Origin of the sequence: Camelimonas abortus, assembly GCF_042432745.1 — a bacterium.
GTDB lineage: Bacteria > Pseudomonadota > Alphaproteobacteria > Rhizobiales > Beijerinckiaceae > Camelimonas > Camelimonas abortus.
The window spans coordinates 2,439,664-2,465,106 of sequence record NZ_JBHLWR010000006.1; the positions used below are offsets into that span (position 1 = coordinate 2,439,664).

The following is a 25,443-nucleotide window of genomic DNA, read 5'->3' on the forward strand; positions in this document are numbered from 1 at the left end:
CAGCCGGGCCGGCTCTCCGGATCCTGCGGCGGACGCAGCCAGCGGAAAGGTCCGTCCACCCCGCATCCTGATGGAGCACCCATGGCCGGCAGGCGAAGGCGTGAGCTTCGTCCCGACGAGCGTCGCATCTGGGAGATCATCACCCGCAGCGTCGCGCCGCTTCCCGGCCGCGCGCGGCGGCTGGAGGAAAAGGCGCAGACGTCCGGGCCGGACACGCCGTCGCCCGCGTCCGCCGCGCCTGTACGGGACGCCGTTCCCGTCGCCGCGGCGCGGGCCGTCGCGCCTGTCGTTCCGCCCGTTATGCAGATGGCGCGCCGTGAGAGGCGCGCCATCGTGCGCGGATCAGTCACCATCGAAGCCAGGCTTGATCTGCATGGCATGCGCCAGGCGGAAGCGATCCGGGCGCTGCGCGAGTTCCTGCACCGGTCCTATATGGCCGGCCGCCGTACGGTGCTCGTGGTGACCGGGAAAGGATCGACGCGCCTTCATGAGGAGGAGCGGGGAGTATGGTGGCATGAGCGGGGCGTGTTGCGCCGCCTGACGCCGCTCATTCTCGAATCGCCCGAACTGCGGCACATCGTGCTCGGCTTCGAACCGGCGGACCAGAGACACGGCGGGGAAGGGGCGCTCTACGTGCGTTTGCGACGGCGGAGCTGACCGTCGTCTCCCGGTTTCGGCAGGGCGCCCGTCGCCCATGCCAGCAGGCCGTATGTCGCCGCGCCGCCGGCGCATAGCGCCAGAACGGACAGCATGCGTCCGGCGTCGCCAGCATGCTGCATGCGGCTGGCGATCCAGGAGAGCGCCAGCGCAAGGACACAGCCCATCACGGTCGCGGCGCCGGCCTGCAGCGCCAGCTGTCGGCCCAGTCGCCATCCGGGACGCCAGCCGCACCGCGCCGCCGTCGCCACGCAATTGCCCAGACACAGGACCGCCATGCCCACCGAGACGCCGCAACCAAGGCCCGGCGCGCCCCAGCGCGCCTGGGCGGCGGCGGCGGCCGCGGCGGTGGCGACGATTCCGGCGGCGCCGGACAGGGCGGCTATCCATACGTCGCCGCGCGCCAGCAACTGTTGCTGGAACACCCGCGCCGCCAGGGCGGCCGGCAGGCCTGGCGCCAGCCAAGCCAGGATCGCCGCCGTTGCGGCGACGTCCGCCGTCTCGAACGCGCCGCGCCGGAACAGGACGTCGACCGCAGGCGCCGCCACCAGCGCAAGGCCAGTTGCGGCGGGAAAACCCCAGGCCAGCGCCAGCGACAGGTGAACGTCCAGCGCGCCGTCGCGCGGCGGCGCGCCGGTCGTCTCCGCCATGGCGCGCCCTTCGCTGAGCCGGGTCAGCACCACGGAGCCGATGACCACGCTGCCAAGCGACAGCGGCAGCCCGAACAGCCGCTCGGCGTAATAGAACCATACCAGCGCCCCTTGTTCACGGGAGGCGACCGCAGCGCCGGCGACGCCGACCAGGGGAATGCCGGCGGAGGCCACCATGGCCGGCGCCATCACCCGCAGCGCCCGTCCAATGACCTCGCGCGAGCGCGCCGCCAGCCATAACCGGGCGTGGGCGGTGATCCGGCCGGTCTGGCCCAGGGCCAGCGCCAGCTGCACGGCGCCGGCGGCGCTGAGCGCGGCGGCCATGATGGCGCCCATCCGCTCCGGCGTCGTCGTGATCGCCGGAACCAGCAGCCAGGCGACGACCAGAACCGCGTTCATCACCGCCGGCGCCAGCGCGGGAATGAGAAAACGGCGCTCGGCGTTGAGAAAGGCTCCCGCCAGGCTGGCAAGCGTCGTGAACGCCATGAACGGCGTCATGACCGCGAACCAGCGGCTGGCGGTAGCGGCGATCTCCGGCGCGGCGCCGAGACCCGGCGCCGCAAGCGCGACCAGGGCGCCGGCGCACAGCGCCATGACGCCGGCCACAAGCGCGAGCACAATCGCGCCGCCGGCGATGCAGTCACGGGCGAAGCCAGCCGCCGCCTCGTCGCCGTCACGCAGCTTCAGCTGCAAATAGAGAGGCGTCAGCACGCCGTTGAGGCCGCCGTCGCTGAGAATGCGGCGCAGCGCGTCCGGCAGGCGCAGGGCGGCCAGAAAGGCTTCGACGGCCGGGCCGGCGCCGAAGGTCGCCGCCAGCAGCACGTCGCGTACGTAACCGAGAATGCGGGAGACGGCCCCGGCGAGGCCGACCGCCAGGGCCGGACGCGCCAGGCTCATGAGGGACGCTGCCTGCCGGCGCGGCGCCGTAACGGAATTTTCATGGGCGCATCCTGTCGTACGTGCGCAAGCGCGTCATGGCAGGGACGTGCATTGGCGCAGACGCTTTCCTATGCTGCACGTCCGCGCAACTGTCACCACCCCGGATGGCGACCGCCGTCCGTCCCCTGGCCCCAGAAGGAAGCCATGACCGTCCCTGCATCGTCCGGTCCCGACGCGTCTGACGCGGCGGCGTCCGAAGCCCCCGCCGCGACGCGGGTTGGCCGGCCCATTTTCTTCCTCGCGCTCGCCTCCTTCGTCAGCGCCGCCACCGCCCGCGTCGCCGATCCGCTGTTGCCCGACATCGGCAGGGATTTCGGCGTCTCGCCTGGAGATGCTGGTCTCGTGGTGGCCGCATTCTCCGTATCCTACGGACTGCTTCAGGCGATTTATGGCCCGGTCGGCGACATTTTTGGCAAGTACCGCATGGTGGCCGTGGCGACGTTCCTGTCGTCATTCGGGGTGGCGGCCAGCGCTCTTGCCGGATCCCTGACGTCGCTTGCGGCGGCGCGGTTTCTGTCAGGGGCCACGGCGGCGGCGATCATACCCCTGTCCATGGCCTGGATCGGCGACGTCGTGCCTTACGACCAGCGCCAGTCCGTCCTCGCCAGGTTCATGACCGGCCAGATCCTTGGTCTGGTGTTCGGCCAGGCCGCCGGCGGGGCGCTGAGCGAGTTCATGAGCTGGCGCGAGGTGTTTTTCACCCTTGGCGGGCTTTACCTGCTGGCCGCTGCCGGTCTGGTCTCCGACCTGCTGCGCAAGGATCATCCGGCCGGACAGCGCGCCCCTGGAGCCAGCGTGCTGAAAGGCGTCGGCGCCATGCTGTCGCTGCTGGGGCGGTGGTGGCCGCGCACGGTGGTGGTGATGGTGTTTCTGGAAGGCGCCATCGTTTTCGGCTCATGGGCCTATGTCGGCGCGGAGCTGCAGCGGCGGTTCGGGGTAGGGGCTGCGGTCGCCGGCGGCGTGCTCGGCGTGTTCGGTTTTGGCGGTCTGGCCTACGCCATGAACGCCGGGCGGCTGGTGAAGCGGTTTGGCGAACGCGGCCTTGTGCTGGGCGGCGGCGCGGGCCTGGCGCTCGCCTTTCTGGCGGTGGCGTTCACGCCGGCGCTTGCGGGCGCCGTCATCGCCTCGGTGTTGTGCGGCTTCTCGTTCTACATGCTGCACAACACTCTGCAGACCAACGCCACCCAGATGGCGCCGGAAGCGCGCGGCGCCGCCGTATCGCTGTTCGCCTCATCGCTGTTCATCGGCCAGACGGTGGGCGTGGCGATCGTCGGTCCTGCCTTCGACCGCTGGGGCGGCCAGCCGGGTCTTGTCGTCGCGGCGGCGCTGACGCCGCTGCTGACGCTCTGGTTCGTGGCGCGCCAGCGCCGCCGGCGCGCCTGAACCCGCGTGAAGGCGCCCGTCCCCGCCCGGTCGCCCCGTGGGGAGCGGGCAGGGAGGCTGGCGCCGTCAGAGGATGAAGCGGCTGAGGTCCGCGTTGCGGGCGAGGTCGCCGAGGCGGGACTCCACATAGGCCGCGTCGATGACGATCTTCTCGCCGCTGCGGTCGGTGGCGGTGAACGAGATGTCCTCCAGCACGCGTTCCATGACGGTCTGCAGGCGGCGGGCGCCGATGTTCTCGACAGAGGCGTTCACCTCCACCGCCGTTCGGGCGATGGCGTCGATGGCGTCGCTCGTGAACTCAAGCTCCACGCCTTCCGTCGCCATCATCGCCACCGACTGCCGGATCAGGTTGGCTTCCGTTTCGGTGAGAATGCGGCGGAAGTCGCTTTCATTCAGCGGCGAAAGCTCGACGCGGATGGGCAGGCGCCCCTGAAGCTCCGGCAGCAGGTCGGACGGCTTGGCCACATGGAAGGCGCCGGAAGCGATGAACAGGACGTGGTCGGTCTTCACCGGCCCGTATTTGGTGGAGACGGTGGTGCCCTCGATCAGCGGCAGCAGGTCGCGCTGCACGCCTTCACGTGAAACATCGCCGCCCACCCGCTGCTCGCGCACGCAGATCTTGTCGATCTCGTCGATGAAGACGATGCCGTGATTCTCCACTTGGCGGATCGCCTCCTGGACGATCTGGTCCTGGTCGAGCAGCCGGTCGCATTCTTCGGTCACCAGCGGTTCATAGGCGTCGCGCACGGTGGTGCGCCGGCTCTTCATCCGTCCGCCCAGCGCCTTTCCGAAAATGTCGCCCAGATTGATCGCCCCCATGGACGCGCCGGGCACGCCGGGAACTTCGAACATCGGCATGCCCATGGCCGGCGCCTGCAGCTCGATTTCGATCTCCCTGTCGTCGAGAAGGCCGTCGCGCAGCTTGCGGCGAAATGACTCGCGGGTTGCGGCGCCGGCGGTCTTGCCCACCAGCGCGTCGAGCACGCGCTCCTCGGCGGCGAGCTGGGCGCGGGCCATCACGTCCTTGCGCCGGTTGGTCCTGACGAGGCCGATGGCGATCTCGACCAGATCGCGGATGATCTGCTCCACGTCGCGGCCTACATAACCGACCTCCGTGAACTTCGTCGCCTCCACCTTGATGAACGGCGCGCCGGCGAGACGCGCGAGGCGCCGCGCGATCTCGGTCTTGCCGCAGCCCGTGGGGCCGATCATCAGGATGTTCTTGGGCGTGACCTCGTCGCGAAGGGCAGGGTCGAGCTGCTGCCGGCGCCAGCGGTTGCGCAGGGCGATGGCGACGGCGCGCTTGGCATCCTTCTGGCCGACGATATGCCGGTCGAGCTCGGAGACGATTTCACGGGGGGAGAAAGTGGTCATGACCGTTCCCGGTTGAGGTGCGAGGCTGGCTGGTCAGGAGGCGTCGTCGAGACTTTCGATGACCAGGTTGCGGTTGGTGTAGACGCAGATGTCGGCCGCGATGGTCATGGCCTTGCGCACGATGGTTTCGGCGTCCCGGTCGGTGTCGAGCAGGGCGAGCGCCGCAGCGAGCGCAAAATTGCCGCCGGAGCCAATGGCCATCACCCATCCTTCTGGATGGGCCTCCGGCTCAAGCACGTCGCCCGTGCCGGAGAGCAGCAGGCTTACGTTGCGATCCGCCACCAGCATCATCGCCTCAAGGCGGCGCAGGTAACGGTCGGTGCGCCAGTCCTTGGCCAGCTCCACGCAGGCGCGGGTCAGCTGGGCCGGATACTGTTCGAGCTTCGCCTCAAGCCGTTCGAACAGGGTGAAGGCGTCCGCGGTGGCGCCGGCGAAACCGCCGATCACCGAGCCGCCGGCGAGACGGCGCACCTTGCGGGCGTTGCCCTTGACCACGGTCTGGCCAAGGCTCACCTGGCCGTCGCCCCCCATGACGACCTTGCCGCCCTTGCGGACCATGAGGATTGTGGTGGCGTGAAACACGGGAGGGCCGTCGGTGTGCATGCGTCTATCCCTACGGGTGCAGGAGCTGTCGCTCCTGCATGTAGGCGTTGACGGCCCGTCAATCCAGCGCCCGTGACCGCGCTTCAGGCGCTCTTCCTGTTGAGACGCGCCTGCATGGCCGCCCGTGATTCGGGCGAATGGAGACAGGCCTCAAAGGCTTCGCCTTCCTCCCTGAACCGCTCCAAGGGCGTCAGCGTCCTGCGGCTGCGCAGCAGCGCCTTGGTGGCGATCACCGCCGCCGCCGGCTGGGCGCAGATGCGCCGGGCCGCCTCACGCGCCCTTTCCTCCAGTTTCTCCGGCTCCACGACTTCATTGACGATGCCGAGCTGCTCCGCCCGCCCGGCGGAGAAGAAATCTCCGAACAGCAGCAGCTCGCTGGCGCGCTGGTGGCCGACGAGGCGCGGCAGCAGCAGGCTGGAGGCCGCCTCTGGCACCACGCCCAGGGACACGAACGGGGTCTGCAGACGCGCTTGCGTCGACGCATAGACGAGGTCGCAATGCAGCAGCATGGTGACGCCGATGCCCACAGCAAGGCCGTTTACGGCGGCGATGAGCGGCTTGCTGAACTGCGGCAGCGCCCGGATGAAGATGCTGCCGCCGCTTTCCTCGCCGGGTTTGGCCGCGAGGAAGTCATTCAGGTCGTTGCCGGCGGTGAAGCTGTCCGCCACGCCGGTGATGATGGCGACCCGGACGTCAGGGTTGCGGTCCGCCTCCTGCAGCGCCTCGGTCATGGTCAGATACATCGCGCGGTTGAGGGCGTTTTTCTTCTCCGGACGGTTCATCCGGATGGTCAGCACGCCGTCATCCACGCTGGTGACGATCTGGTCCGTCATGGCGTTTCTCCCTTTGCGTTTCCGTATTCAGGCCGCCGTTATCAGGGCCGGCGGTCCCTGCGGCGTCCGGGCGCGGGCCCGGGCGATCTGGCGCGGACGGAGAAACATGCGCCGCCGGCGTCTGCCTTCAGGCAGACCCGGCGCCGGGACGTTTTCCGCCCGCCATGGAGGCGGCCTCCGGGCCGCCCCCCTGCGGCGAAGATCTTATTCCGCCGCCAGCGGCAGCTGGCAGAAGCGCGCGGCGCGGGCGTTGAGGTCGGCCAGCGCCTCGGCGTACTCCCGCCGGAAGCGGGCGATCATTTCTCCGGCCGGAATCACCTCCTTCACCGGGCCGATGCCCTGGCCGGAGCCCCAGATGTCGCGCCACGGCTTGATCTGCTTGCCGTCGTCGCTGAAATTCATCTTGGAAGGATCGGAGGTCGGCAGATTGTCCGGATCAAGACCGGCGCGGATGATGGACGAGCGCAGGTAGTTGCCGTGCACGCCGGTGAACAGGTTGCTGTACACGATCTCCGATGAATCGCCTTCGACGATGGCGCGCTTGTAGTCGTCGTTGGCGTTGGCCTCCTTCGTGGCGATGAAGGCGGAGCCAATATAGGCGAGGTCCGCGCCCATCGCCTGGGCGGCGAGGATTGACCGGCCGGTGGCGATGGCGCCGGAGAGGGCGAGCGGCCCGTCAAACCATTCGCGAATGTCCTGCAGCAGCGCCATCGGCGACAGCGTGCCGGCATGGCCGCCGGCGCCGGCCGCAACGGCGATCAGTCCGTCGGCGCCCTTCTCGACCGCCTTGCGGGCGAAGCTGTTGTTGATCACGTCGTGCAGCACCACGCCGCCATAGCTGTGGATCGCCCTGTTCACGTCCTCGCGGGCGCCGAGCGAGGTGATGATCACCGGCACCTTGTGCTTCACGCACAGTTCGAGGTCATGCTCCAGACGGTTGTTGGAGCGGTGCACGATCTGGTTGACGGCGAAGGGGGCGGACGGCTGGTCAGGATGGTCGCGGTCGTGGGCGGCGAGCTCTTCGCGGATCTGGTGCAGCCATTCGTCCAGCAACTCCTTGGGCCGCGCGTTGAGCGCCGGAAAACTGCCGATGATGCCGGCCTTGCACTGGGCGATCACCAGCTCCGGTCCGGAGATGATGAACAGCGGCGAGGCGATGGCGGGGAGACTGAGGCGTTCTGACAGGATCTTGGGCAGGCTCATGAATTTCCTCCTCGGCGCGCTCCGTGACCGGCGCGGCTGACCGCGTCGCTGGCGTGGCCGGACGGCGGCGCATGTGATGGCTGTCAATCCCAGAGGAGAAGCCGGCTCCGGATCAAGCCTTCCCGTTGCAACGGGCGAATGCGTCAATCGCAGGCCGGTTTTTCCTTGTGTCGGAAGAAGGCCGCGTCGCAGCCGCGCCGGCAAGGCGGAATTGCGCCATCAACTTGTGATTTTGCGCCACGTCGCGCCACCCGGAGACGGCGACATGAGCCGCCTGGGCGACTGCCAGACGCGCTGCGTTGAACCAATGTTGAATAATATATCAGTACAGCGCTGTGTTTTTATCTGCTTCATTTCGAATCACAAGAAAATACGGGAGGAGACATGATGGCGGACTTTCCGCTCCAGTTGAGGCGCAGACTTCGCCGCGTGGGCAAGAGGATTCTTGCGTTTGGCGCATCGGTGGCGGCGCTCGGCGGCGTCGTGCTGTCGTCTGGCCAGATGGCGGCGGCCAGCGACAAAACGCCGGCCATTTCTGACGACGTGGTCAGGATCGGCCTGCTGCTCGACATGTCCGGCCCTTACGCCGACATCACCGGGCGGAACACGGTCGTGGCCACCCAGATGGCCATTGAGGACTTTGGCGGAAAGGTGCTCGGCAAGAACATTGAGCTGGTTTACGCCGATACGCTCAACAAGCCGGACATCACCGCCGCCAGGGCGCGCGAGTGGTTCGACGCCCAGAATGTCGACGCACTGATGGACGTCGCCGCTACGGCTCCTTCCCTGGCCGCCCTCGAGATCGCCAGGGCGCGCAACAAAATCGTGGCGTTCACCAGTCCGGCCTCCGCGCGTCTGACCAATGAGGCGTGCAGCCCGGTCTCGGTGCACTGGACTTACGACACCTACGCCCTGGCCCATGGCACCGGCCGGGCCGCGGTCAGACAGGGGTATGACACCTGGTTTTTCGTGACAGCGGATTACACCTTCGGCACAGACCTGGAGCGCGACGTCACGAAGGTGGTGCAGGAAGGCGGCGGCAAGGTTCTGGGCTCGGTGCGGGCGCCGCTCAATACCCTCGATTTCTCGTCCTTCCTGCTGCAGGCCCAGGCGTCCAAGGCCAAAATCATCGGCCTCGCCAACGCCGGCAACGACACCGTCAACTCCATCAAGCAGGCGCAGGAGTTCGGCATTGTCCAGGGCGGCCAGAAACTGGCGGGCATGCTGATCTTCCTCTCGGACATTCACAGCCTCGGCCTCGACAAGGCGCACGGCCTGGTGCTCACCACGGCGTTCTACTGGGACCGCGACGAGGAATCCCGCAAATGGGCGAAGCGGTTTTTTGAGCGCACGGGCCGCATGCCCAGCATGTCACAGGCCGGCGCCTACTCCGCGACGATGCATTACCTGAAAGCCATCGAGGCCACCGGCACGGACGACACGGACACGGTGATGAAGAAGATGCGGGAGACGCCGGTGAACGACTTTTTCGCCCGCAACGGCCGCATCCGCGAGGACGGCCGCATGGTCCACGACATGTATCTGGCCGAGGTGAAATCGCCGTCGGAGAGCAAGGGGCCGTGGGACTACTACCGGATACTGCAGACCATTCCCGCTGATGAAGCGTTCCAGCCCCTGTCCGAGTCGCGCTGTCCGCTGGTGAAGCAGAAAAGCTGAGCGCGCCCGCGCGCGACGGCGCCCGCGAACGGGCGGCGTCGCCATGCATGCAGCCGCGGGCAGCGCTGCGCCGGGGGCATTGTCACGTCGCGGAATCGTGCCGCAGGATCCCTGCAAGGGCGAGCGACCGGGCCCGCGCGGGTCCGGAATGTTTCTCGTGAAACACGACAGGAAACGCCAGGAATGCAGAACGCACGCTGGAAACGGCGCCCCGAGGGTTCGACCTGGGGTGATTTCGGTCCTGACGACCAGCTGGGCCGTCTCAATCTCATCACGCCCGAGAAGGTTCGCCAGGGGGCGGCGGAGATCCGGGAAGGGCTGACCTTCTGCCTCAGCCTTCCGCTGGAATATCCGGGCGGCGCCGTCCTCAATCCCCGTCGCCTGCCGCCGGTGCTGCGGCCGACCCGCCGCGGCGACGCCGTCAACATGAACTACCAGCTGGGGCGTGACCATGCCGGCGCGACCGACGTGCTCAGCGACGATCTGGCGCTGCTCCACCTGCAGTATTCGACCCAGTGGGACAGCTTCGCCCACGTCGGCTCCATGTTCGACGCCGACGGCGACGGCGTGCCCGAGCCGCTCTACTACAATGGTTTTCGCGCCGGCGAGGACGTGGTCGGCCCCGAGCGCGTCGAGGATTGCGGCGCGCCGGAGGGCCATGGTCCCAGCACGTCCGGCGCGCGCCGGCTCGGCATCGAGAATTTCGCCGTCAAGGGCATGCAGGGCCGCGCCGTGATGATCGATCTTCACGCCCATGTCGGCCGGGCCCGGGAGATCGTCGGCTATGACCAGCTGATGCGGATCATGGAGAAGGACGGCGTGGAGATCGAAACCGGCGACATGGTTTGCCTGCACACCGGTTTCGGCGAGTTCCTGCTTGAGCTGGGGGGGAAGCCCACCCATTTCGCCGTCGAGAACGCCTGCGCCGTGCTGGACGGTCGCGACGAGCGCCTGCTGCAGTGGATCACCGACAGCGGCATGGCGGCGCTGATCGCCGACAATTACTCCGTGGAGGCCTATCCGGCCCGGCCTGCAGGCGGCGACTGCTGCGCCCAGCTGCCGCTGCACCAGCACTGCCTGTTCCGTCTGGGCGTGCCGCTGGGAGAATTGTGGCACCTCACGCCGCTGGCCAACTGGCTGCGCGCCAACGGCCGCTACCGCTTTTTCCTCACGGCGCCGCCGCTGCGGCTGACCGGGGCGGTCGGTTCGCCTGCGACGCCGGTCGGCACGGTCTGAGGCCCGGCGGGTCCGGATGATGACGGCGGATCGCGACGCGATTTCAGGCCGAGGCGTCGAGACTGCGCAGATAGGCGAGCATCGGCTCGGCGTTGATGCGGATGTCGGTTTCGGCGCCCTCGCGCGCCAGCGCGGGGTCGCGCCGGCGCAGCCCCTCCAGCAGGGTGCGGTGGGGGTGGCGCTGGGGCAGGATGGTCGGCCGGTGCGTCAGCAGGGCGTTCATCAGCGGGCCGATCTGCAGCCACAGGGTCTCGGCGATCCGGTAGTGCAGCGGCATGTCGGCGATGGCGCAGAACGCCGCGTGGAAACGCTGGTTCTCGGCGAACGATTCCTTGAGTTCTTTCGCCTTCTTCAGCGCGATCATGCGCTCGTGGATGGCTTCAAGCTCAGCGATCTGCTCATCAGTGGCGATCTCCGCCGCCCGCGCCGCCGCCCGTCCTTCCACGTCAATGCGCAGCACGCAGATTTCGGAGAAACGCTCCGGGTCGATATGCGGAATACGCACGGAGCGGTGATCCAGCTGGGCCACCGCCATGTCCGCGACGAGGCGCGCCAGCGCCTCACGCACCGGCGTGGGGCTCACGCCCAGCTCCGCCGCCATGTCGCGCAGCTTCAGCTTTTCCCCGGGCAGGAACCTGCCGCTCATAATGTCGCGTCTCAGACGGAAATAGGCCTGATTGCTCAGGCTTTCCCGGGAAAGAGGCGCATCAGACTGCTTTTGGATTGCGGACATCACGACACGTTTCTCCCGCCTCTGCGGCAGGATGTGATTTCATATATGGAATGCGAAGCAGGCGCGGGTGCTACATGCACCGGAGACGGTCGGAGCACAACCCCCGTCCCGCGTTGTACAATGGCGGACATGCCCCGGCCACGGGCAGGCGGGCCTGCGCTCGCGGCATCCGCCCGGACATCAGGCGCCGTCTGTACGGATTACGGGCCGCGGCGCAATGGTCTGCGCCCAGGCCTGATTGCTACTTGGCATCATTACGGTCGCCGCTTAACACTTGCGACGACGGCGCCGGCAGCGCGCGGCCGATCGTCGCTCCGGCGGCGGTTTCTGACTGCGCGGCGTCCATGATCCAGTCCGCGCGTCCGGCCAGCGTTCTGTCAGGCGCGCCGGAGGACGACCCGGCGGCCCGCGCCGGGCGGCGCATGCGGCGAGATGGCACACGGAAGGAAACAGGATGGATCTGAGCTTTACACCTGAAGAGCAGGCGTTCCGGGAGGAGGTGCGCGAGTTCTTTCGCACCGCCCTGCCTGAGCGGATTCGCGAAAAGCTGCGCGCCGGCCATCACATCACCAAGGAAGAGCAGGTCGAGTGGCAGCGCATCCTGAACAGGAAGGGCTGGGCTGTTCCGCACTGGCCGGTGGAGTGGGGCGGCACCGGCTGGGATCCGGTGCGCCAGTATATTTTCCGCGAAGAACTGATGGCCGCCCCGGCGCCCGAGCCGCTGGCGTTCAACGCCGCCATGTGCGGTCCGGTCATCATTCACTTCGGCTCGGAGGAGCAGAAAAAGCGCTTCCTGCCGCGCATGGCCAACCTCGACGACTGGTGGTGCCAGGGCTTCTCGGAGCCGGGCTCGGGCTCTGACCTCGCCTCGCTGAAAACCACCGCCCGTCGTGACGGCGATCACTACGTCGTCAACGGCCAGAAAACCTGGACCACCCTGGCCCAGCACGCCGACTGGATGTTCTGCCTTGTCCGCACCGATCCGGCGGCCAAGCCGCAGAAGGGCATCAGCTTCCTGCTGATCGACATGAAGACCCCCGGCATCACCGTCCGGCCGATCATCACCATCGAGGGCGGCCATGAGGTGAACGAGGTCTTCTTTGACGACGTGCGCGTTCCGGCCGAGAATCTCGTCGGCGAGGAGAACCGCGGCTGGGATTACGCCAAGTTCCTGCTCGGCAACGAACGCGTCGGCATCGCCCGGGTCGGCGCCTCCAAGGAGCGCGTGCGCCGCATCAAGCGTCTGGCCTCCCAGTCGCGCCACGGCAATCCGCCGATGATCGAAAACGCCCGTTTCCGCGAAAAGCTCGCCGCCCTCGAGGTGGAGCTGAAGGCGCTGGAAATGACCCAGATGCGCGTGGTGGCGAACATGGCGACTCTCGAAGGAAAGCCCGATCCGGCCTCCTCGATCCTCAAGATCAAGGGCTCGGAGATCCAGCAGGCGCTCACCGAGCTGATGGTCGAGCTCGCCGGTCCGGAAGCCATTCCCTACCAGCTGCATCACGACGGCGAGGGCCGCAACGAACCGGCCGCCGCGCCGGAGTGGGCGCTGACCGCCGCGCCGAACTTCTTCAACTACCGCAAGGTGTCGATCTACGGCGGCTCCAACGAGATCCAGAAGAACATCATCAGCAAGCAGGTGCTCGGCCTCTGATCGCCGGCCCCTCCAGCATCGGGGCTCCGGCGCCTGTCGCCGTCGAGCCCCAAGGGATTGAATGAGCCATGGACTTTGATCTGAGTGAAGAACAGCGCCTGCTGAAAGACAGCGTGGAGCGTCTGGTCGCCGACCATTACGACTTCGAGGCGCGCAAGCGGCACATCGCCGGCCCCAAGGGGTACAGCGACGAGATCTGGAGCCGGTTCGCCGAGCTCGGCATCCTCGGCCTGCCCTTCGCCGAGGAGGACGGCGGCTTTGGCGGCGGCGGCGTGGACACCATGATCGTCATGGAGGCGCTGGGCCGCGGTCTCGTCGTCGAGCCCTATCTCGCCACGGTGGTGATGGGCGGCGGCGCGGTGCGTCGCGGCGGCTCGCCGGAGCAGAAGCAGCGCGTCGTTCCCTCCATCGCTGACGGCAGCCTCAAGCTGGCTCTGGCCCATTCCGAGCCGCAGAGCCGGTACAATCTCGCCAATGTGGCGGCTTCCGCCCGCCGCGACGGCGACGGCTGGGCGCTGGACGGCGAGAAGGTGTTCGTGCTGCATGGCGACAGCGCCGACCTGCTGGTGGTGAGCGCCCGGGTCTCCGGCGGCCAGACCGATGAGACGGGCGTCGGCCTGTTCCTCGTTCCGGCCGACACGGCCGGCGTGTCCCGTCAGGGCTACGCCACCCAGGACAGCATGCGCGCCGCCACCATCCGCCTGGAGAACGTCCGGGTGGGCGCGGACGCCCTGCTGGGCGGCGACGCGGAGAATGGCCTCAAGGTCATCCGCCGCGTTTACGATGACGCCGTCGCCGCCACGGCGGCCGAGGCGGTGGGCGGCATGCAGCGCGCCCTCGAGCTGACGGTGGAGTACATCAAGACCCGCCACCAGTTCGGCCAGCCGATCGGCAATTTCCAGGCGCTGCAGCACCAGGCCGTGGACATGTTCACCGCCACCGAGCAGGCGCGCAGCATGGCCATGTACGCCACCATGATGGCGCAGGAGGACGACGACCTGGAGCGCGCCCGCGCCATGGCGGCGACCCGCGTCCAGATCGGCCGTTCGGGCCGCCTCGTCGGCAAGACCGGCGTGCAGCTCCATGGCGGCGTCGGCGTGACCATCGAGTTCGCCATCGGTCACTACCTCAAGCGCTTCACCATGATCGACGCCATGTTCGGCGACGCGGACCACCACCTCGGCATCCTGTCCGATCTTGGCGGCCTGCTGCCGGCGGACGCTGGCTGAGACAGCCGCTTCGGGACTGGCCGTTCCGGTCCCCTGTGACCGCCAGACGGCGGCCGGCCAGTTTGTGGCCGGCCGCTCTTATTTTTGTTTCCCGCCCTGCGTCCGGGATGATATGTGGCGGTCGCCGTGACGGCGGCGGGTTCCAGCACGGGAGAGCGCGCGATGCGTGTGGGCGAAGTGGCGCGATCGACGAACGAGACGAAAATCTCGGTGAGCATCAACCTCGACGGCGAGGGAAAGGCCAGCGTGTCGACCGGCGTGGGCTTTTTTGATCACATGCTCGACCTGTTCACCCGCCACAGCCTGTTTGACGTGAAAGTGGAGGCCGACGGCGACCTCTATGTCGACGACCACCACACCGTCGAGGACTGCGGCATCGCCCTTGGCGCGGCGTTCCGCCAGGCGCTTGGCGACAAGCGCGGCATCGTGCGCTACGCCGACGCGCACGTGCCCATGGACGAGACGCTGTCGCGGGTGTGCGTCGACGTGTCCGGCCGGCCGTTTCTGGTGTTTCGCACCGAATTCCCGTCCCAGAAAATCGGAACGTTCGACACCGAGCTGGTGCGGGAATTTTTCCAGGCTTTCGCGGTGAACGCGGGGCTGACGCTGCATGTGGAGACCTTCTACGGCGTCAACAGCCATCATATCGCTGAAAGCTGCTTCAAGGCGCTTGGCCGGGCGCTGCGGGCCGCGGTGACCGTTGATGCGCGGGAGGGCGACCGTATTCCCTCAACCAAGGGCGCCCTTTGACCGGCGGCCGGCCAGGCCGGCGGATCGCCGCCCCTGGCAGGGCCTGTCCCGGCGGCCCGGGCGGATGGCCTCCGGCGAACCGAGGCGACTGAACCATGCGCGCATATCTGCTCCATGTTCCGGCTGTCGCAGGCGCGCCTGACCGCAAGGCGCAGGCCGAACGCGCCGTCGTCGTCCGGGACGGCTTCAGCTGGCCGGCGTTCATCGCGCCGCCGCTGTGGTTCCTGTGGCGGCGATGCTGGCTGGCGGCGCTTGGCGCCATTGTCGCGGACGGCGCCTGGCTGGGGTTCGCGGGCTGGTCCGGCATGCCGCCGCTGTATCTGGCGAGCGGGCTGGCGGTCATCCATATGTTCGCCGGGCTCGAAGCCGGGGAGATCCAGGGGCGCGCGCTGGCGCGGCGCGGGTTCCGTCTGGCGGACGTTCAGGTCGCGCGGACGCGCGATGAAGCGGAAGGCGCGTTGCTCCGGCGGTTCGCCGCCGGCGCAACAGAAGAAAAGGTTCGCGTCACCCTGACGACGCGGTCCGGAGCGGACATTGTCGGTCTTTTTCCTGAGCCGGAGGTATCCCGTTGAGCTCGGTCGTCGTCATTGATTATGGCTCAGGCAACCTGCATTCGGTTCACAAGGCGCTGGAAGCGGCGGCGGCGTCCGCAGGCCAGTCCGTGCAGGTGCGCGTGACCTCCGATCCGGACGTGGTGCGCGCTGCAGATCGCGTGGTGCTGCCCGGCGTGGGCGCTTTCGCCGAGTGCCGGCGCGGCCTCGACGCGGTGGACGGCCTGCTGGACGCCCTCACCGAGGTGGTGAAAACGCGCGGGCGGCCGTTCTTCGGCGTGTGCGTCGGCATGCAGCTGCTGGCGACCCGCGGCCTCGAATATGAAGTCACTGACGGGCTGGACTGGATCAGCGGCGACGTGGCGCCGATCCGGCCGTCCGATCCGTCGCTCAAGATTCCCCATATGGGCTGGAACACGCTTACCCAGGCGCGTCCGCATCCGCTGCTGGACAGCCTGCTGAATGGTTCCGGCCCCCGCGACGCCTATTTCGTCCACTCTTACGCCCTCACGCCCGCCAACCCCGAGGATCTTGTGGCGACGACGGATTATGGCGGCCCCATCACCGCTTTCGTGGCGCGCGACAACATCGCCGGCAGCCAGTTTCACCCCGAAAAGAGCCAGGCGTTCGGCCTTGCGCTCCTGTCCAACTTCATCAGGTGGCGACCGTGATCCTGTTCCCTGCGATTGACCTTAAGGAAGGTCAGTGTGTCCGGCTTGTCCATGGGGACATGAACAGGGCGACAGTGTTCAACGACGATCCGGCGGCGCAGGCGAAGACCTTCCGCGCCCAGGGGTTCTCGTGGCTTCATATCGTCGACCTCGACGGCGCTTTCGCCGGTCATCCGGTCAACGCCCGGGCGGTCGAAGCCATTCTGGCCAGCGTGCCGGACACGTCCGTGCAGCTGGGCGGCGGCATCCGCGACATGCGCACCGTGGAGGGCTGGCTGTCGCGGGGCGTCTCGCGCGTGATCATCGGCACGGCCGCCGTTCGCAATCCGCAGTTCGTGCGCGAGGCGGCGCGGGCGTTTCCAGGCCGCATCGCCGTAGGCATCGACGCCCGCGACGGCAAGGTGGCGGTGGAAGGCTGGGCCAGCCTGTCCGAAATCGGCGCCGTGGAGCTCGGCAGGAAGTTTGAGGACGCGGGCGTCGCCGCCATCATCTTCACCGACATCAGCCGCGACGGAGCGATGGGCGGCCTCAACATTGAGTCAACGCTGGCGCTCGCCCGGGCGGTGTCGATTCCGGTGATCGCCTCCGGCGGCCTTGCGTCGATCGAGGACGTCCGGCGTCTGGCGCAACCCGACTGCGCGATTCTGGAAGGGGCGATTTCGGGCCGGGCGCTGTATGACGGACGCCTTGATCCCGCTGAGGCACTTGCGTTGCTGGCCGCGGCGAGGTGCTGAGCCCATGCTGAAAGTTCGCATAATCCCGTGCCTGGACGTGAAGGACGGCCGCGTCGTCAAGGGCGTGCAGTTCGTCGATCTCGTCGACGCGGGCGATCCGGTTGAAGCGGCGCGCGCCTATGACGCGGCCGGCGCCGACGAGCTGTGCTTCCTGGACATTACGGCGAGCCATGAGGACCGCAGCACCCTGCTCGACGTCGTCCAGCGCACCGCCGCCGTCTGCTTTACGCCGCTGACGGTCGGCGGCGGCGTCCGCACGGTCGAGGACATCCGCCGGCTGCTGCTGGCCGGCGCCGACAAGGTGTCGATCAACACCGCGGCGGTGAACAACCGCCAGTTCGTGCGCGAGGCCGCCGAGCGCTTTGGCGACCAGTGCATCGTGGTGGCCATCGACGCCAGACGCGTTTCGCCGGAAGGCGCGCCGCCGCGCTGGGAGATTTTCACCCATGGCGGGCGCCGGCCGACGGGCATTGACGCAATCGCTTTCGCCCAGGAGGTCGTGTCCCTGGGCGCCGGCGAGCTGCTGGTCACCTCCATGGACCGTGACGGCACCCGTTCGGGCTACGATCTGGAGCTGATGAAGGCGATTTCCAGCGCGGTGAAGGCCCCTGTCATCGCTTCCGGCGGCGTCGGCACGCTGGATGATCTTGTGGCGGGCGTGCTGGAGGGCGGCGCCAGCGCCGTGCTGGCGGCCTCCATCTTTCATTTCGGCGCGTACAGCGTGGCGCAGGCCAAGGCCCACATGGCCGCGGCCGGCATACCGGTGAGGCTGTGACCATGGGCGCTTTCACCCTGCAGGACCTGGAGCAGATCATCGCCGCGCGGGCTGAAGCCGGCCCGAAGGAGTCCTACACCGCCAGCCTGCTTGCCGGCGGCCCCATGAAAGCCGCCAAGAAGCTGGGCGAGGAGGCCGTGGAAGCCGCGCTCGCGGCGGTTTCCGGAGATGCGGTCCATCTGACCGCGGAGGCGGCCGACGTTGTCTATCACCTGCTTGTGGTCCTGCGCGGCGCCGGCGTTCCGGTGAGCGCCGTCATGGACGAATTGCAGCGCCGCACGGCGCAGTCCGGCCTGCAGGAAAAGGCCTCCCGTCCCAAATAGCCGGCGCGTTGCGAGGCGGGGGAGGAATACGGATCCAATCATGACGGCAACACGACAGACGCAGCCGACCAGCGAGGACGAACGGCCCGTATCGCCGTTCCGGGAGTTCACCCGGGCGGAGTGGGCGCGCCTGCGCGCCGATACGCCGCTGACACTGACGGGCGAGGAGGTCGTCAGGCTCCAGTCGCTGAACGATCCGGTCTCGCTCGAAGAGGTGATCGAGATCTATCTGCCGCTTTCGCGCCTGCTGTCGCTTTACGTCGCCGCCACCCAGGGGCTGTTCAAGGCGACGCAGCGCTTCCTCATGGCCGAGCAGGAGACGAAGACCCCGTATATCATCGGCATCGCCGGCTCGGTGGCGGTGGGCAAGTCCACCACCGCCCGCATCCTGCAGGCGCTGCTGGCGCGCTGGCCCAACACCCCCAAGGTGGATCTCGTCACCACTGACGGCTTCCTGTATCCCAACGCGGAGCTGGAGCGCCAGGGCCTGATGGAGCGCAAGGGCTTCCCGGAAAGTTACGACACCCAGAAGCTGCTGCGCTTCCTGTCGGACATCAAGGCCGGCAAGCGCAATGTCGCCGCGCCGGTTTACTCGCACCTCGTCTATGACGTTGTTCCTGGCGAACAGATCATCGTCGACCAGCCGGACATTCTCATCCTCGAGGGGCTGAACGTCCTGCAGCCGGCGCGTCTTCCCAGGGACGGGCGGGACATTCCGTTCGTCTCGGATTTCTTCGACTTCTCGGTTTATCTCGACGCCGACGAAGACCTGCTGCACGAGTGGTACGTGTCGCGCTTCATGCGCCTGCGCGAAACGGCCTTCCGCGATCCCCAGTCCTATTTCCGCAAATACGCCAGCGTGAGCGAGGCCGAGGCGCTGCAGATGGCCGAGCGTCTGTGGAGCCGCATCAACCTGCGCAACCTGCGCGAGAACGTGCTGCCCACCCGCCGGCGGGCCAGTCTGGTGCTGCGCAAGGGGCCGAGCCACCAGGTGGAGGTCGTCTCCCTGCGCCGGCTCTGAGACGCGCGGCCGGGCGGGGAGATACGCCAGCCAGAACGCCAGCGGCGCCGGTGGTTCCGGCGCCGCTGGCGTTTTGACGGTCGGGCGCTGACGGGCGCGGCTTCAGAGCGCCAGACCGGACTGGATCACCAGCTGGCGCAGGTCTGACTGGGGCCGGGCGCCCATGTGCTGGATGACCTCGGCGGCGGCGATGGCGCCCAGACGCGCGCAGACCTCCAGCGGCCGGTTCTGCGCCAGGCCGAACAGGAAGCCGGCTGCGAACAGGTCGCCGGCGCCGGTGGTGTCCACCAGCTTGCAGACCGGTTCGGCCGGCGCGTAGACGCGGTCGCCCCGGTCAAGCACGACGCAGCCCTGCTCCGAGCGCGTCACCACGCCCAGAACCGCCCGCTGCGCCAGCTGGTCCACCGCCGTGTCGAAGGACGAGGTTTCGTACAGGCACCTGATCTCGCTTTCGTTGGCGAAAACGATGTCGACGGTCCCGCGGTCGATCAGCTCGTTGAACTCCGCCCGGTAGCGGTCGACGCAGAACGCGTCGGACAGGGTGATGGCGACCCGGCCGCCATTGGCGTGGGCGATCTCCGCCGCTTTCAGGAACGCCGCCTTCGCCTGCGGCGGATCCCACAGATAGCCTTCCAGATAAACGATATGCGCGGCGGCGATCATCGCCTCGTCGAGGTCATCGGGGGCGAGATCCTGGCCGGCGCCGAGATAGGTGCTCATGCTGCGCTCGCCGTCGGGCGTCACCAGCACGATGCAGCGGCCGGTGCCCGGACCGCTGGCGGCGGGGGCAGGCGAAAAGGCGACGCCGAGCGCGCGCAGGTCATGGGCGAAAGTCGCGCCAAGGGCGTCGTCGCGCACGCGCGCGATCAGCGCGCCGCGGCCGCCGAGCGCGGCGACGCCGGCGATGGTGTTGGCGGCGGAGCCGCCGGAGACTGTGGTGGTGGCGCCGATGGCGGCGTAAAGCGCGTCGGCCTGTCGTTCGTCCACCAGCTGCATGCTGCCCTTGGCGACGCCATGCGCCAGCAGGAAGGCCTCGTCGGTACGCGCCAGAATGTCCACGAGCGCGTTGCCGATGCCAAGCACGTCGTATCGCCGTTCAGCCATGTCGCCCCTCGGGTCGTTTCGCCGGTTATCGCGGTTCCCGGCCGCTCGGGCCTGAGGCGGAACGCGCCGGAGCTCACATAGACGGCGCCGGCGGCGAACCGCAAGCGCCTAATTTGCAAGGCCGGGCGGGCGCTACGCCTGGCGGACGCCGTATTTGCCCGCGGTATTGCTTGCGCGCCGGCGCAAGGGGGGCCATAACGCCAGCCAGCGGCGCAATGGGCCATTGCGTCTGGCGGTGAAGGCACGGTGATTTCAGGCGTCGCCAGCCTCAGGGGCGACCGGAAACCGCCGCAGTGGCAACCACGGTGATGGTGAAGCAGTATGGCGACGTTCAGCCAGCGCGTGTTTTCGGGCGTGCAGCCCACGGGTAATCTGCACCTGGGCAATTATCTGGGAGCCATCCAGCGTTTCGTGGAGCTGCAGGAACGCTACGAATGCATCTATTGCGTCGTGGACCTGCATGCGATCACCGTGCCGCAGAAGCCCGCCGAACTGACGCGCCAGATCCGCGAGGTCACCGCGGCGTTTCTCGCCGCGGGCATCGATCCCAGGCGCCACATTGTCTTTAACCAGAGCCAGGTGTCCGCCCACGCCGAGCTCGCCTGGGTTTTTAACTGCGTCGCCCGCATGGGCTGGCTGAACCGCATGACGCAGTTCAAGGAGAAGGCGGGCAAGGACCGGGAAAACGCGTCCGTCGGCCTCTTCACCTATCCGGACCTGATGGCCGCCGACATTCTCGTTTACCGCGCCACGCACGTGCCGGTGGGCGACGACCAGAAGCAGCACCTCGAGCTGACCCGCGACATCGCGCAGAAGTTCAACAACGACTATCGCGAAAGCATCGAGGCGAACGGCTTCGGCGAGGCTTACTTCCCGCTGCCGGAGGCGCTGATCCAGGGACCGGCGCGCCGCGTCATGAGCCTGCGCGACGGCTCGCGCAAGATGTCGAAGTCGGATCCGTCCGACTATTCGCGCATCAATCTCACGGACAGCGCCGACGCCATCGCGCAAAAGGTGCGCAAGGCCAAGACCGACCCGCTGCCGCTGCCCTCCGAGGAGGCGGGGCTCGCCGACCGGCCGGAGGCCGACAATCTCGTCGGCATATACGCGGCGCTGGCCGGGCGCACCAAGGCCGAGGTGCTGGCCGAATTCGGCGGCGCCCAGTTCTCGGCGTTCAAGTCGGCGCTGGTGGACCTGTCGGTGGCCCGACTCGGTCCGATCGGCGCGGAAATGCGCCGCCTGATGGCCGACGAGGCCTATATTGACTCCGTGCTGGTGGACGGCGCCAACCGGGCCCGCGCCATCGCCGAGCAGACGATGAAGGACGTCAAGGACATCCTCGGCTTCATCCGCGCAAGATAAGCCGGCGCAGAAAAGGGCGCGTCTGGCCGCGTTGCTTAGCGGGCGGGCGGTCGCCATATTGTCGGCGTATCCGCTGCGTTGTCCCCGCGGGGCGGCGCACCGTCGCTTTCACCTGCCGCCGGCCTTGAACCGGCGCGTAAGGAGCATCGCCATGTTCATCCAGACCGAAGCGACGCCGAATCCGGCCACGCTCAAGTTTCTGCCCGGCCGCACCGTGATGGCCGAGGGCGTCCTCGATTTCCGCAGCCGGGAGGACGCCGCCGTCTCGCCGCTGGCCGAGCGGCTTTTCGCCGTCGAAGGCGTCGCCGCCGTGTTTCTTGGCGCCGACTTCATCACCGTCACCAAGTCGGCGGGGGAATGGATCCACCTGAAGCCCGCCCTGCTCGGCGCCATCATGGAGCACTTCCAGTCCGGGGCTCCGGTGGTGACCGATCCAGGCGCGGCCGCCGCCGCTGCGACGGGCGAGGAGTTCTATGACGAGGCCGACGCCGGCGTCGTCGAGACAATCAAGGACCTGCTGGAGACGCGCGTGCGCCCGGCGGTGGCGGCCGACGGCGGCGACATCACCTTCGTCGGCTACCGGGACGGCACCGTATATCTCGCCATGAAGGGCGCGTGCTCCGGTTGCCCGTCCTCGACCGCGACGCTGCGTCATGGCATTCAGAACCTGTTCCGGCACTTCCTGCCGGACGTTCAGGCGGTCGAAGCTGTCTGACAGTGGCGGACAGGAGAGTCAGGGGTGCGGGTACTGGCGATTGACACCACGCTCGGCGCCTGTTCGGCATGCGTCGCCGACAGGGGAGCGGCGGAGGCCCTTTCCTGTGAGATCATGCCGATGGAGCGCGGGCACGCCGAAGCGCTCGCGCCGCTGCTGGAGCGGGTGATCGCCCGCGCGCCGGGCGGCTTCGGCGCCATTGACCGTGTGGCGGTGACGGTCGGGCCGGGCAGTTTCACCGGCCTGCGCATCGGCATCGCCGCCGCCCGCGCCATTGGCCTCGCCCTGAAGGTTCCCGTCGTTGGCGTCACCAGCCTGTCGGCGCTGCTTGGCCCTGTCGTGGCGACAGCGGGAGACAGGGTGGCGGTCGCCGCCATTGACGCCCGCCACGGCCAGGTGTTCGTGCAGGCGGTGGCGCCTGGCGGCCGCGTGGTGGTGCCGGCCCGTCTGGCGTCGGTGCGTGACGCCGCCCGTCTGCTTGGCTCCGGAAACCTCGTCATCTCCGGATCAGGCGCCGGCCTGCTCGCCAGTGAGGCCTGGTCGGTCGGCGTGAACGCCGTCGTGGCGGAAAACTCCCTTTATCCGGATCCGCTCTGGGTGGCGCGCCTCGGCGCCGTCGCCGATCCGGCCACGGCCCTGCCGAAGCCGTATTACCTGCGGGCTCCGGACGCAAAGCCGCAGGACGGCGCGCTGGCGTTGCGGTAGCGCGTCGGGGAGGGGGCGGAGAATGGCGTCAGGAAGCCTTCTGAGCAGTTTCTGGCGGTCCTGGCGTCCTGATGCTGGCGATGTCGCCGTCGGGCCCTTGCGGCCCTCCTGCGCGCCCGTAATGGCGGCGATTCACGCCGCCAGCTTCGCCCGCGGCTGGGACGAGGACACCATGGCCGCCATGATGCGCGACGACATGGTGCAGGCCGACGGCCTGTTCCCGCCCGGCGCCAGCGACAGTCCCGCAGGCTTTGCGCTCAGCCGCTGCGTGCTCGACGAGGCGGAGGTGCTCACCATCGCCCTTGCGCCGCGCTGGCGCGGCCGCGGCCTCTCCGCGCCGCTGCTGGCGGCGCACCTGCAGGGGTTGCGCCGGCGCGGCGTCCGCACGGTGCATCTGGAGGTGGAGGAGGGGAATGCGCCCGCCCGCCGCCTTTATGAACGCTTTGGCTTTGAGACAGTGGGCGAGCGCAAGGGTTATTACGCTGGCCCGGCGGGCGAACGCCTGAACGCCATTCTGATGAGCCTGGCCCTGCCGGACATCGACGCGCAGTGACGGCGTCGGGCGCGCAGGCCTGCAACGACGAAGCCCGGGCGGCAAGGCCCGGGCTTTTTCTTTCGCCTCCCGCGGAGCCCGCAGGCGGCAGACCCTGCGGCGCGCGACGGGGGCCGCCGCGCGCCCTGCGTCCGGCTTACTTGTCCGCGCCCGGAGCCGCGGCGAGGATCTCGGCGTCCACATGCGCCTCGAAGGTGCGGAAGTTGTCGTGGAACATCTTCACCAGCCGCTCCGCGGTGGCGGCGAAGGCGGCCTTGTCGGCCCAGGTCTGGACCGGGTCGAGGATGCTGTCCTCGATGCCCGGAACCGACACCGGCACCTCGAAGCCGAAATTGGGATCCTTGCGGAACGCGACCTTGTTCAGCGAGCCGTCGAGGGCCGCGCCGAGCAAGGTGCGGGTGACGCGGATCGGCATGCGGTGACCCTCGCCGTACTTGCCGCCGGTCCAGCCGGTGTTCACCAGCCAGCAGGTCACGCCATACTTCGCGATCAGCTCGCGCAGCAGGTTGCCGTACTCGGACGGATGGCGCGGCATGAACGGAGCGCCGAAGCAGGTGGAGAACGTCGCCTGGGGCTCGGTCACGCCCTTCTCCGTGCCGGCGACCTTGGCGGTGTAGCCGGACAGGAAGTGATACATGGCCTGGGCCGGGGTCATGCGGGCGATCGGCGGCATCACGCCGAACGCGTCCGCCGTCAGCATGATGATGTTCTTCGGAATGCCCGCGCGGCCGGTGGACGAGGCGTTCGGGATGAAGTCCAGCGGATAGGCGCAGCGGGTGTTTTCGGTCTTCGACGTGTCGTCGAAGTCAGGCTCGCGGGTCAGCGGATCCACGACCACGTTTTCGAGCACGGTGCCGAAGCGCTCGGTGGTGGCGTAAATCTCGGGCTCGGCCTCGCGGGAGAGGCGCACGGTCTTGGCGTAGCAGCCGCCCTCGAAATTGAACACGCCGGTCGGCGCCCAGCCGTGCTCGTCGTCGCCGATCAGCGTGCGCTTCGGGTCGGCGGACAGCGTGGTCTTGCCGGTGCCGGAGAGGCCGAAGAAGATGGCCACGTCGCCCTCGGGGCCGGCGTTGGCCGAGCAGTGCATCGGCATCACGCCCACGGTCGGCAGCACGTAGTTCAGGTAGGTGAAGACCGACTTTTTCATCTCGCCGGCGTAGCTGGTGCCGCCGATGAGCACGATCTTGCGGGTGAGGTCGAGCGCGATGACGGTCTCCGAGCGCACGCCATGACGGGCCGGATCAGCCCGGAACGACGGCAGGTCGATGATCGTCATCTCCGGAACGTAAGAGGGGACCTCGCTGCGATCCGGGCGGATCAGCAGGTTGCGGATGAACAGCGAGTGCCAGGCGAACTCGGTGTACACGCGCGCCCGCACGCGGTGGGCGGGGTCGGCGCCGCCATAGAGGTCCTGGACGAACAGGTCCTTGCCCTCGGCATGGGCGATGAAGTCCGCGAACAGGGTGTCGAACTGCGCCGGGGTGATGGCGCCGTTGTTGTCCCACCAGACCGTGTTTTCGGTGTTGGCGTCGCGGACGATGAACTTGTCCTTGGGCGAGCGACCCGTGTGCACGCCGGTTTCCGCCACGATGGAGCCGCCGCGCACGAGCTTCGCCTCGCCGCGGGCGAGGGCCTCTTCATAGAGCAGCGGCGCTTCAAGGTTCCAGTAAACCCGTTTCAGGTTGCGGAAACCGGTCGAGCCGGCGTCATACGCACTGTTGAATACGCCCACGTTTTCCACGAAACGTCCTCCGGCAGGGCCGTTCAGTGGGCTGCAGCAGCCATGGACGGCCTCGACAATCGATAGGCTGGGTTCTCATGACAGAACTCTGACGCGCTTTCTACGCGCCAAAGGACGGCAATTGCAATTGGCAGTGATTGCTCCGCGGCCCAGGCTGTCAATTTGTCTCGCCGCCACCGGTCGCGGCTGAAAATTTAGTCAAGTTGCACAAAATAAGGTCAAATATCCAGCGTTGCTGCGGGGCTGAATGCTGCGCCCCGTCCGCTG

Annotated in this window: 25 protein-coding genes; 17 read left to right on the forward strand and 8 right to left on the reverse strand. The window is 68.1% G+C overall.

Annotated elements, in window-relative coordinates; genetic code table 11:
* Nucleotides 1-81: 81 nt before the first annotated feature.
* Nucleotides 82-657: a Smr/MutS family protein gene (locus tag ACFFJB_RS12840; RefSeq protein WP_376831790.1), complete on the forward strand. Its 576-nt coding sequence runs from the start codon at nt 82-84 to the stop codon at nt 655-657.
* On the opposite strand, the gene murJ is transcribed toward ACFFJB_RS12840, so the two are convergent.
* Nucleotides 630-2,204, reverse strand: coding sequence for a murein biosynthesis integral membrane protein MurJ (gene murJ / locus ACFFJB_RS12845; RefSeq protein WP_376831792.1), 1,575 nt, complete (start codon nt 2,202-2,204; stop codon nt 630-632). The genes ACFFJB_RS12840 and murJ overlap by 28 nt on opposite strands.
* A 186-nt stretch (nt 2,205-2,390) precedes the next feature.
* Here murJ and ACFFJB_RS12850 point away from each other — a divergent pair, with 186 nt between their 5' ends.
* Nucleotides 2,391-3,629 (forward strand): MFS transporter, encoded by a 1,239-nt coding sequence (locus tag ACFFJB_RS12850; RefSeq protein ID WP_376831794.1) that lies wholly within the window; start codon nt 2,391-2,393, stop codon nt 3,627-3,629.
* A 66-nt stretch (nt 3,630-3,695) separates the two neighbouring features.
* Here ACFFJB_RS12850 and hslU read toward each other — a convergent pair whose 3' ends face one another.
* The 4 genes from hslU to ACFFJB_RS12870 form a co-directional block, all read right to left on the reverse strand.
* Nucleotides 3,696-5,003: an ATP-dependent protease ATPase subunit HslU gene (gene hslU / locus ACFFJB_RS12855; protein WP_376831796.1), complete on the reverse strand. Its 1,308-nt coding sequence runs from the start codon at nt 5,001-5,003 to the stop codon at nt 3,696-3,698.
* 33 nt (nt 5,004-5,036) lie between these two features.
* On the reverse strand, nt 5,037-5,606 hold the full coding sequence (gene hslV / locus ACFFJB_RS12860; RefSeq protein WP_376831798.1) for an ATP-dependent protease subunit HslV: 570 nt from the start codon (nt 5,604-5,606) through the stop codon (nt 5,037-5,039).
* 83 nt (nt 5,607-5,689) lie between these two features.
* Nucleotides 5,690-6,439 carry an enoyl-CoA hydratase gene (locus ACFFJB_RS12865; protein ID WP_376831800.1) on the reverse strand — a complete coding sequence of 250 codons (750 nt, stop codon included), beginning with the start codon at nt 6,437-6,439 and terminating at the stop codon, nt 5,690-5,692.
* 204 nt (nt 6,440-6,643) lie between these two features.
* The gene (locus tag ACFFJB_RS12870; RefSeq protein ID WP_376831802.1) at nt 6,644-7,642 is read right to left on the reverse strand and encodes an NAD(P)H-dependent flavin oxidoreductase; all 999 of its coding nucleotides are present in this window, start codon (nt 7,640-7,642) and stop codon (nt 6,644-6,646) included.
* Between the two features lie 501 nt (nt 7,643-8,143).
* On the opposite strand from ACFFJB_RS12870, the gene ACFFJB_RS12875 reads away from it, so the two are divergent.
* The gene (locus ACFFJB_RS12875; protein WP_376832699.1) at nt 8,144-9,319 is read left to right on the forward strand and encodes an ABC transporter substrate-binding protein; all 1,176 of its coding nucleotides are present in this window, start codon (nt 8,144-8,146) and stop codon (nt 9,317-9,319) included.
* A 183-nt stretch (nt 9,320-9,502) separates the two neighbouring features.
* Nucleotides 9,503-10,555: a cyclase family protein gene (locus tag ACFFJB_RS12880; protein ID WP_376831803.1), complete on the forward strand. Its 1,053-nt coding sequence runs from the start codon at nt 9,503-9,505 to the stop codon at nt 10,553-10,555.
* A 43-nt stretch (nt 10,556-10,598) separates the two neighbouring features.
* Here ACFFJB_RS12880 and ACFFJB_RS12885 read toward each other — a convergent pair whose 3' ends face one another.
* Nucleotides 10,599-11,288 carry a GntR family transcriptional regulator gene (locus ACFFJB_RS12885; RefSeq protein ID WP_376831805.1) on the reverse strand — a complete coding sequence of 230 codons (690 nt, stop codon included), beginning with the start codon at nt 11,286-11,288 and terminating at the stop codon, nt 10,599-10,601.
* 454 nt (nt 11,289-11,742) lie between these two features.
* Between ACFFJB_RS12885 and pimC the strand changes: the two genes are divergently transcribed.
* The 9 genes from pimC (at nt 11,743) to coaA (ending at nt 18,996) form a co-directional block, all read left to right on the forward strand.
* Nucleotides 11,743-12,942 carry a pimeloyl-CoA dehydrogenase large subunit gene (pimC, locus tag ACFFJB_RS12890; protein ID WP_376831807.1) on the forward strand — a complete coding sequence of 400 codons (1,200 nt, stop codon included), beginning with the start codon at nt 11,743-11,745 and terminating at the stop codon, nt 12,940-12,942.
* 68 nt (nt 12,943-13,010) lie between these two features.
* Nucleotides 13,011-14,171 carry an acyl-CoA dehydrogenase family protein gene (locus tag ACFFJB_RS12895; RefSeq protein WP_376831809.1) on the forward strand — a complete coding sequence of 387 codons (1,161 nt, stop codon included), beginning with the start codon at nt 13,011-13,013 and terminating at the stop codon, nt 14,169-14,171.
* Between the two features lie 162 nt (nt 14,172-14,333).
* Nucleotides 14,334-14,921: an imidazoleglycerol-phosphate dehydratase HisB gene (hisB, locus tag ACFFJB_RS12900; protein ID WP_376831811.1), complete on the forward strand. Its 588-nt coding sequence runs from the start codon at nt 14,334-14,336 to the stop codon at nt 14,919-14,921.
* Between the two features lie 95 nt (nt 14,922-15,016).
* The gene (locus tag ACFFJB_RS12905) at nt 15,017-15,493 is read left to right on the forward strand and encodes a DUF2628 domain-containing protein (RefSeq protein WP_376831813.1); all 477 of its coding nucleotides are present in this window, start codon (nt 15,017-15,019) and stop codon (nt 15,491-15,493) included.
* Nucleotides 15,484-16,143, forward strand: coding sequence for an imidazole glycerol phosphate synthase subunit HisH (hisH, locus tag ACFFJB_RS12910; protein WP_376832701.1), 660 nt, complete (start codon nt 15,484-15,486; stop codon nt 16,141-16,143). Before ACFFJB_RS12905 ends, hisH begins: the two co-directional genes overlap by 10 nt.
* Nucleotides 16,131-16,877, forward strand: coding sequence for a 1-(5-phosphoribosyl)-5-[(5-phosphoribosylamino)methylideneamino]imidazole-4-carboxamide isomerase (gene hisA / locus ACFFJB_RS12915; protein ID WP_376831815.1), 747 nt, complete (start codon nt 16,131-16,133; stop codon nt 16,875-16,877). Before hisH ends, hisA begins: the two co-directional genes overlap by 13 nt.
* A 4-nt stretch (nt 16,878-16,881) precedes the next feature.
* Nucleotides 16,882-17,652 carry an imidazole glycerol phosphate synthase subunit HisF gene (gene hisF / locus ACFFJB_RS12920; protein ID WP_376831817.1) on the forward strand — a complete coding sequence of 257 codons (771 nt, stop codon included), beginning with the start codon at nt 16,882-16,884 and terminating at the stop codon, nt 17,650-17,652.
* 2 nt (nt 17,653-17,654) lie between these two features.
* Nucleotides 17,655-17,975 carry a phosphoribosyl-ATP diphosphatase gene (locus ACFFJB_RS12925; RefSeq protein WP_376831819.1) on the forward strand — a complete coding sequence of 107 codons (321 nt, stop codon included), beginning with the start codon at nt 17,655-17,657 and terminating at the stop codon, nt 17,973-17,975.
* Nucleotides 17,976-18,015: 40 nt separating this feature from the next.
* Entirely contained in the window at nt 18,016-18,996 is a 981-nt protein-coding gene (coaA, locus tag ACFFJB_RS12930) for a type I pantothenate kinase (protein ID WP_376831821.1), read from the forward strand.
* Nucleotides 18,997-19,098: 102 nt separating this feature from the next.
* Here the strand turns inward: coaA and ACFFJB_RS12935 are convergent, their stop codons facing one another.
* Nucleotides 19,099-20,100, reverse strand: coding sequence for an adenosine kinase (locus ACFFJB_RS12935; protein ID WP_376831823.1), 1,002 nt, complete (start codon nt 20,098-20,100; stop codon nt 19,099-19,101).
* A gap of 321 nt (nt 20,101-20,421) precedes the next feature.
* Here ACFFJB_RS12935 and trpS point away from each other — a divergent pair, with 321 nt between their 5' ends.
* From trpS to ACFFJB_RS12955, 4 genes are all read left to right on the forward strand, one after another.
* Entirely contained in the window at nt 20,422-21,462 is a 1,041-nt protein-coding gene (trpS, locus tag ACFFJB_RS12940) for a tryptophan--tRNA ligase (RefSeq protein WP_376831825.1), read from the forward strand.
* Nucleotides 21,463-21,613: 151 nt separating this feature from the next.
* Complete coding sequence (locus ACFFJB_RS12945) at nt 21,614-22,177, forward strand: NifU family protein (RefSeq protein WP_376831827.1); 564 nt, start codon at nt 21,614-21,616, stop codon at nt 22,175-22,177.
* 24 nt (nt 22,178-22,201) lie between these two features.
* Nucleotides 22,202-22,882 carry a tRNA (adenosine(37)-N6)-threonylcarbamoyltransferase complex dimerization subunit type 1 TsaB gene (tsaB, locus tag ACFFJB_RS12950; RefSeq protein ID WP_376831829.1) on the forward strand — a complete coding sequence of 227 codons (681 nt, stop codon included), beginning with the start codon at nt 22,202-22,204 and terminating at the stop codon, nt 22,880-22,882.
* A 121-nt stretch (nt 22,883-23,003) separates the two neighbouring features.
* Nucleotides 23,004-23,435: a GNAT family N-acetyltransferase gene (locus ACFFJB_RS12955; protein ID WP_376831831.1), complete on the forward strand. Its 432-nt coding sequence runs from the start codon at nt 23,004-23,006 to the stop codon at nt 23,433-23,435.
* Between the two features lie 136 nt (nt 23,436-23,571).
* Here ACFFJB_RS12955 and ACFFJB_RS12960 read toward each other — a convergent pair whose 3' ends face one another.
* Nucleotides 23,572-25,167 (reverse strand): phosphoenolpyruvate carboxykinase, encoded by a 1,596-nt coding sequence (locus tag ACFFJB_RS12960; RefSeq protein ID WP_376831833.1) that lies wholly within the window; start codon nt 25,165-25,167, stop codon nt 23,572-23,574.
* Nucleotides 25,168-25,443: the final 276 nt, after the last annotated feature.